This window comes from Mesorhizobium sp. M7A.F.Ca.CA.001.04.2.1 (genome assembly GCF_003998485.1).
Lineage (GTDB): Bacteria > Pseudomonadota > Alphaproteobacteria > Rhizobiales > Rhizobiaceae > Mesorhizobium > Mesorhizobium ciceri.
Map to the genome: position 1 here is coordinate 1 of NZ_RZQT01000210.1, position 7,237 is coordinate 7,237.

Sequence of the window (7,237 nt, forward strand, 5' to 3'; positions counted from 1 at the left end):
ATCACGCTTGGGCAACTGACAAAGCCCAATGCTCATAAAGCCGGATCAGGTCCGGCCGGTGTGTGGCGTAGGTGCAGTATGACGATGTGAGCCGCTACACCGTGCGCGTCTCCCAGTCTGTCCATAGGCTCGGAAGAAGTCGGACCCGGTCAGTTGCAACTCCCTTTCCCAGCACTCCACTGCCCGGTAGAGCGCATGAAAAATCTCCTTTCGGGCGGTTTCTTAAGACGCTCGCCACGCCATGAGGCAGTGGGGGCATCGGTGTGCGTCAGGTGCTTCTGCCCATGCAGGATTCCAGAACATTGATGAAATCGTTTGTTTCGATGAAAGGCATCCACACTTTGGATAGTTGACCACGCGTTTCAAAGATCGTGAACTACATCTCGTCGTTGTGCTCGACGCACTCCCGACAGAGCGCAACCTCATGGGCGCGGCATGCAGGATTAACCGAGCCCAGCCGGTCATGAGTGCGGCCGGCGCTCGGCTGCTCGATTATTTGCGCGATAAGCTCGCGACCATGTCCGCGGAGGTATTCAAACTTAACGCTGCGTCCGGGAGCTCTTGCCCTCCAGTTCGCGACGCTCTCCCGCCCATCCAGTGCTCGTTTATTTCGTCGGATAGTTTGACCCGGCTCTACCGAATCGCCGCTTCAGGATCATTCTTTCCGATTTCGTCACGCTCGTATTTCTGCCGCGTCCTACACCGATTGGGCGCGAACAAAACTGAGCGCCTTGGAACCCGAACCCGTGCGTCGTGACCGGGAGCTTCCGGGGCGAACTCATCCGCTCGGGGGCATCGCATCACCGGACGGCGACAGGCACGGTCGACCGGCATCTCGGCATCGGCTGGGAATTCGTCCATGGTCTGCATTGGCGACGACGCTTCCTGAGGCCACGTAGCCCTTATGCCAAGCTGGGCGCCCGGGTCGAGCGCGTAATGACGACAATTGCTTCGCTACAGGTCAAACGCTTTCCGCGCCACCTGCAAAGTCTTCACCCGGCCGTACAGCGCCCAAGACCACTGATGTGATCGACAAGAGCCTTTTTGATAAATCTGCGCTATTCTCCTGTCGCGCACGGACGACCGCGTGGCGAAGAGCAGGGTCCGAGATGAGAGCCCTGCCGCGCAGCTTCTATCGTCGCGCCTCGTTTGCGGCATCCGTGCCTACCCTCTTCGGACCTCGTGGGTTCCAACCGGCAACGAGGCGTGCATAGGCGCCCTCGGCCTGCTCCACCCAGCGGCGCTCTTCTTCCCGGTGGCTCTTTATGTTGTAGGCGTGCGCTCCCTTTTGGCCGCGCACAGCCTTGCTCCCGGCCTTGAGTTCCACATCGCGCAAGCTTCTTGGCATGCAGGGAGGGTCGAGCCTACGCGTAACTCTCGCCCTTCTCAACAGATGACAGATCACGACAGAGAGTTTGCGTGCGGTTGCCACGGCCGCGACATGCTGTCCGCGCCGGGCTCGCACGCCGCAGGGAGAAGGCTCGCAACGGTCCGGGAGCACGAGCGGCCGCCCAGGCCGCCTCGACGAGCATGCCGCGCGCATGACCACGGCCCTGCTTGGTGATTCGCCCATGGTAGGCCGGACCTGGCCGGACTGCTGGACGCTTGGGTTCAACCCGAGATAGGTCACGAGCTTCTGCGGATCGTCGAAGCGCGACACGTCGCCGATCGCCGCCCTTCATCGCCAGCGCGACGGTGATGTCGACGCCGGGAATGGTCATCAGCCGCTTCACGCCTTCATCCTCGAGAGCCGAGCGGACAAGATCGCGTTCGATGACCTGGAGGTCTTCGCCCAATCGGTCGAACTCGCGCAGATGCCCATCGATCGCGAGGCGCTCGTCCTGCGGTACGACCTGCTCGATTACCAGGTCCGACCCTTGGCGCCGCACAGGTCGGCATGCGGGCAGGACGGATCAGGTGGCTATGAAGGATCGACTGGATGACGCTCTTCAATCGAGATCTCTGTCGGACAATCTGATTGCGCCGTGTCACCTGTCGACGCAGAGCCTGCGTCGGCTCGTCCGCAATCCAGACTTCTGGCAAGAAGCCGCTGGCATAGAGCTGCGCAAGAACGTCGGCGTCGATCGTCGTTTTGATCTTGGCATAGGCAACGATAAACACCTGTTTCGGCTTGGCGATCCCCACCTTCTTCACATGCGGCGCAACCACAGCTGCAGCGGACGTCGCGCTGCCGGTGGCCTCGATCACCCCGACATCGTTCGGCGACAGCTTCGCGGCGAACGCCGCCAGCAGATCGCGCCGCATGTCGACGCGGCCGAGTCGCCTGAGCCTGCCCTCCTCCCATGCCACTGCTTCGGCGAAGGCGCGGTGAATATCCAGTCCGATGATAAGCATGCCCGTTCCTCCTTCTTGGCTCGGTCAAAGACGGGAGCTGGCGGGCAACACGACATCTACTGATCCGCGCTCGCAGCGCATCCGGGAAAGTCGCCAGGGGCGGCCATGTAACGAGCTCGGGCTCTCAGCCCACGGTCTATTGACGGCCTGCCTGCACCTTTGTGCTCCCGGTGCCCCACGTCCCGGATGGGCTCACCATAAGGGCGTTCCAAAACAAGAACAGCAGGACGAGAAGACACCACAGATCACATACCGGATAGCGGCAAGGCCAAGCGCTTCGTTCAGATAGGCTTGCGCCAATGGGCTTAGGCCGAGCCTACAACAGCTCTCAAAAACGCTGCCGGACTGCTGCATTGGCTCGCCGATACAATTGGCACAGGCCTCACGGCAGCTTAGGATCAAACCGCCCATCAGTCGCCTCGGACTGGAAAGGTGCACCCTATTAGATTCCACGCCCAGCTAGGTCGGGGCCGCCGAAGACGCTGGTTGATAGCCCGGCGCCATCGGCCCGGCGTTTCAAACTGCCAATCTCTGACCTGCACAGTACGAACGATTGCTCGCTTCGACAGATCACGCGGCTCATATGTCGGACCTTAACGTCATCCATCATAAACTTTTTGCGACAAAAGATTGCAAGAATGCTAAATTGTTAAAGTCGTTTGTTTCGGTTAAAGGCATCCATCCCATGGATGGCTGATGACATGCGTTTCAAAGGACTTGATCTAAATCTCCTCGTTGTGCTCGACGCACTCCTGACGGAGCGTAATCTCTCGGCGGCGGCACGCAGGATCAACCTGAGTCAGCCCGCCATGAGTGCGGCCGTCGCCCGACTGCGCGATTATTTCCGCGATGAACTGTTTACGATAAGAGGTCGCGAACGATTTCTAACCCCGCGTGCGGCAGCATTTGCCCCCGCAGTTCGCGACGCTCTCCAGCACATCCAGTGCTCGATTATTTCTTCGGATCCGTTTGACCCAGCTCGAGCCGATCGCCTCTTCAGGATCATTCTTTCCGATTTCGTCACGCTCGTGTTTTTCGAAAAGCTTGTGGAGCGTATTTCACGGGAAGCCCCCGCCGTCAGCTTCGAACTGCTGCCTGTCGACGATAGCCCCGATGAGCTTCTCCGGCGCGGTGACGTCGATTTTCTAATTCTACCGGATATGTTCACGTCGAGTGTGCATTCAAGCATTGCGCTGTTTGACGAGAAGCTCGTGTGCGTAGGCTGTCCCACAAACAAGCAGCTGCCACAGCAGCTTACATTCGAGAGATACATGTCGATGAGGCACGTCGCGGTCAGGTTCGGGCGTACGATGAAGCCGTCTATCGAGGAATGGTTTTTGCTTGAGCATGGCCTTAAGAGACGTGTCGAGGTCGCCGTGCAGGGCTTCAGCATGATTCCACCTATGGTGTCCGGCACAGCTCGTATAGCGACCATGCCCTTACGGCTGGTCAGGCATTTCGAAAAAACGTTCCCCCTGCGGGTTATCGAACTTCCGCTGCCATTTCCCACATTCACCGAGACCCTCCAATGGCCGGCCCTCCACAATAGCGATCCGGCAAGCATCTGGATGCGGGAGATAATGATACAGGAGGCATCTCGGATGGCTGCCCCGCTGTGAACCCTCGGAAAATTCAGGCGCACCTATAGTCACTACACCTGTCACCATCTACTTTGACGACAATAGCCCTCGCCGGATAAAGTCGATGCTGGCGGCAAGTGCGCCTGCGAGATCGTCCAGAGAATGGACTTCCTCGATCAGCTCGAACGAGAAAGGTCCCGCGTAGCCGCCATCCAGCAGCGCCTGAATCTGGCTGCCATTGTCGGAACCTGCAAGAAAGCGATCGGGGTAAATCCAGAAGGTCGGGTCGTTTACGCTTGAAATGTGCACCAGGCCGGTAAGCTCGCAGAACAGGCATGTCTCCCCGGCCAGGGTGTGGTGGAACGTGTCGTGCACGAGGCGAAAGACGGACTGGCCATCAACCGCGGCAACGGCCTCGGCCGCTTCCTTCTTTGATCGAAGCGAGCAGGTTCGGAAACCCAGCGGCTCGATGAGACCGATCAGACCCCGCGACTGGAGGATTGGCTTGATCTCGTTTAGAGCGAAACGAAGATTGTCCTGGCGCTCGCTATTGGTGGGCCACGAGCTGCGGTTGGCCGGCACCAACACGAGCGTCTCTGCCCCGCACGCCGTCGCATAATCGGCGAGGTTGCTTGCCTCGGCCTGACGCGTTGGAGTCCAGTCGTTGAACCGCTGCAAGGCGTTGACAGAGATGATCGTGACGCCCGCTTCGGTAGCGGCAAACCGAACGTCCGCAGCCGGAATGCCGCGTGCGACAGGATTGCTGAAATGAGGGTAACGGATTTGGACGTCGGTCAGGCCTTGGTCACGGGCAAGCGCGAAAAGCGCACTGACGTCAAGGCGGGGCGCCGCCATGTGATCGAGTGCAAAGCGGGGCGATACCTGGCGCATTGCTTGACTTTCCTTCCATGAAGCGCGGCTGCCATTTCGGCATCCGGCTTCTTTCAAGACGGAACCACGCCGGTTCACAGATCGGACAGAGACGGCCGAGTCAATCGAGCTTTCCTTTCATCGGTGAAAGGAAAATGGGCGCTCATGATAGAAATCCATCAAGGTCAAATATTTTCCGGAAGATAAATGTCGAACGGCAGAAATGTCTGCCCCGGGCTCTCCGCGACGCCGGCTTTGATGGCCCGCTCCATTGCCATTATCAGCTCCTGGCAAAGTCGGCGCATTGGCGTGCCGACCGCCATCGTCAAGATGTCATCCGCAAGCGCCCCACGTGACTGCGGCGTCATTTCACTCACGATCGCGACGAGATCCTGACCGCTCCCCTCTTCTCGGAGCGCGGAAATTGCTCCCTCTATACCCCCGCCGGCCATATAGAAGCCGACGAGCTCTGGTTCCCGCTGCATAAGATCCAGCAATTTTTCGTAAGTGAGCTGCCGTTCATCAAGGTTCACGAGCGGATCAAGCACCTCGAATTTGGGCGCGTTCTCACGAAAATAGGCACGAAAGGCCGTTTCCCGCGTCGCATGCGCCTGGAAGCGATGGCTTCCGACAAACACCGCCACCTTGCCGGGCCGTTTTGCGGCCTTGGAAAACACCCAAGCGGCAGTCCGTCCGACCTTGCTGTTGTTGAGGCCGATGTAGCCCTCGCGCACGCCATCGGCGAAGTCGGATAACAGCGAAAATACCGGGATACCTTTCGCCTTGAGCTCCTCGACTGATGCTGTGATTTTCGGGTGATCGGCCGCCACCATGGCGATCGCCTGGCAGCGGCTTCCAAGGTCCTTAAGAAGCGGGAGCAGGTCACGCGGCAAATGTGACTGCGCGAACTCGATGATCGGAAGGCCGTGGAAGGATTTAGCCATACTGACCGACTCTTCAATATTGCGAGCGAAATCTTGGTAAAAATCGTGGGCAGGTTTTCTCAAGATGAAGCCCAGCTTGTAGTGCGGCAGGTGCTGCTGCAAGCGCTGTTTGATGAGACCGGCAGCATGATAGCCGATCGCGTGCGCGGCCGCATGGACCCGCTGGGCGGTCTCCTCTCGCACCGGAAGGCGGACGTTCAGAACCCGATCGACTGTTGCTACGCTGACTCCGGCTTCGCGGGCGAGATCGGCAATTGTGACGCGCTTTCCCCTAGCGATTCTGATCGGCCGGTCCTCCGTCATCCGGTGCGATCCCGCGACGGCTTGGGGCGGCAAGCTGAAATAGTTACCACACCCCACGGTTGATAACGCATTCGACGAACAGCGCTCCATGCGGACCCAGATGAGTTTCCGTGAACCGTTCGTTTGCTTAGGGGCTTCATGGTGTTGTATTACTCTCCGCGTTAGTACACTATTTCCAGCGCTCTTTGGAGGCCGGCAATTCGACTGCTGTGAAGGCCGTGACTTACACGTCGCGCTATTGCTTGCTTGCGGGGAGCCCGTTTGATGTAACCCTAACCGCGGAAAGCGGCTTCCATCCGGGACTGGTCCAATTCGCCTTCCCAGCGAGCGACAACGAGCGATGCCACCGCATTACCGACTAAATTCGTCAGCGCGCGGCATTCCGACATGAAGCGGTCCACGCCAAGAATTAGAGCCATTCCGGCAACGGGAACACTCGGCACGACAGACAGAGTAGCGGCCAATGTGATGAAGCCGGCGCCGGTGACGCCTGCCGCACCCTTCGAGGAAAGCATCGCAATTAGCAGCAGGAGGATCTGATCGGCAATTGACAAATCTGTGTTCGTCGCCTGCGCGATGAAGAGGGCGGCGATCGTCATGTAGATATTGGTGCCGTCCAGATTGAATGAGTATCCAGTAGGGATGACGAGACTTACGACCGAACGCGCGGCGCCGGCCTTCTCCATCTTCTCCATGAGCGAGGGCAGCGCGGCCTCCGAGGAGGACGTTGCCAGGACAAGCAGCAGCTCGTCCTTGATGTAGCGGACAAGAGAAAAGATCGAGAAGCCGTTGCAGCGGCAGACCACGCCGAGAACCCCGAACACGAAGAGGAAGGCGGTCAGATAGAACGTCGCGACCAGTATCGCGAGGTTGGCCACCGAACCGATTCCGTATTTGCCGATCGTAAAGGCCATAGCGCCGAAGGCGCCGATGGGTGCAGCCTTCATCAGAATGCCGACGAGCTTAAAAATGGGGGCGGTGAGCGCCTGGAGAAAGGTAACGACCGGCCTGCTCGTCTCTCCGGTCATCGCCAGAGCAATGCCGAACAAGACCGAGAAGAACAAGACTTGCAGGATGTCGCCTTCCGCGAAGGCACTGGCAATCGTTGACGGGATGATGTTCATCAGGAAGCTGGTCACGGACTGCTCGTGAGCCGTGGCCACATAGCCCTTAACGGCTTCGACA

The 7,237-nt window shown here is 59.0% G+C and carries 5 protein-coding genes and 1 pseudogene; 1 reads left to right on the top strand and 5 read right to left on the bottom strand.

Annotated elements, in window-relative coordinates; all coding sequences use genetic code 11:
- Positions 1 to 1,364 precede the first annotated feature (1,364 nt).
- Complete coding sequence (locus tag EN955_RS35770; protein ID WP_245265439.1) at positions 1,365 to 1,889, bottom strand: transposase; 525 nt, start codon at positions 1,887 to 1,889, stop codon at positions 1,365 to 1,367.
- 91 nt (positions 1,890 to 1,980) lie between these two features.
- Positions 1,981 to 2,355 (bottom strand): annotated as a pseudogene (locus tag EN955_RS35775) (IS110 family transposase); the annotation flags it as partial.
- Between the two features lie 701 nt (positions 2,356 to 3,056).
- On the opposite strand from EN955_RS35775, the gene EN955_RS32975 reads away from it, so the two are divergent.
- Positions 3,057 to 3,974: a LysR family transcriptional regulator gene (locus tag EN955_RS32975; protein WP_024505887.1), complete on the top strand. Its 918-nt coding sequence runs from the start codon at positions 3,057 to 3,059 to the stop codon at positions 3,972 to 3,974.
- Positions 3,975 to 4,022: 48 nt separating this feature from the next.
- Here EN955_RS32975 and EN955_RS32980 read toward each other — a convergent pair whose 3' ends face one another.
- The 3 genes from EN955_RS32980 to EN955_RS32990 form a co-directional block, all read right to left on the bottom strand.
- Positions 4,023 to 4,826, bottom strand: coding sequence for a TIM barrel protein (locus EN955_RS32980; protein WP_024505888.1), 804 nt, complete (start codon positions 4,824 to 4,826; stop codon positions 4,023 to 4,025).
- Positions 4,827 to 4,990: 164 nt separating this feature from the next.
- Entirely contained in the window at positions 4,991 to 6,052 is a 1,062-nt protein-coding gene (locus EN955_RS32985; protein WP_024505889.1) for a LacI family DNA-binding transcriptional regulator, read from the bottom strand.
- Between the two features lie 272 nt (positions 6,053 to 6,324).
- Positions 6,325 to 7,237: cation:dicarboxylase symporter family transporter (locus tag EN955_RS32990; protein ID WP_127218979.1), on the bottom strand; the 913-nt coding region annotated here is incomplete at its 5' end.

Coding starts and splice junctions, on each gene's coding strand:
- EN955_RS32975 (WP_024505887.1), top strand. CDS start 3,057: ATGCGTTTCAAAGGACTTGATCTAAATCTCCTCGTTGTGCTCGACGCA.
- EN955_RS32980 (WP_024505888.1), bottom strand. CDS start 4,826: ATGCGCCAGGTATCGCCCCGCTTTGCACTCGATCACATGGCGGCGCCC.
- EN955_RS32985 (WP_024505889.1), bottom strand. CDS start 6,052: ATGACGGAGGACCGGCCGATCAGAATCGCTAGGGGAAAGCGCGTCACA.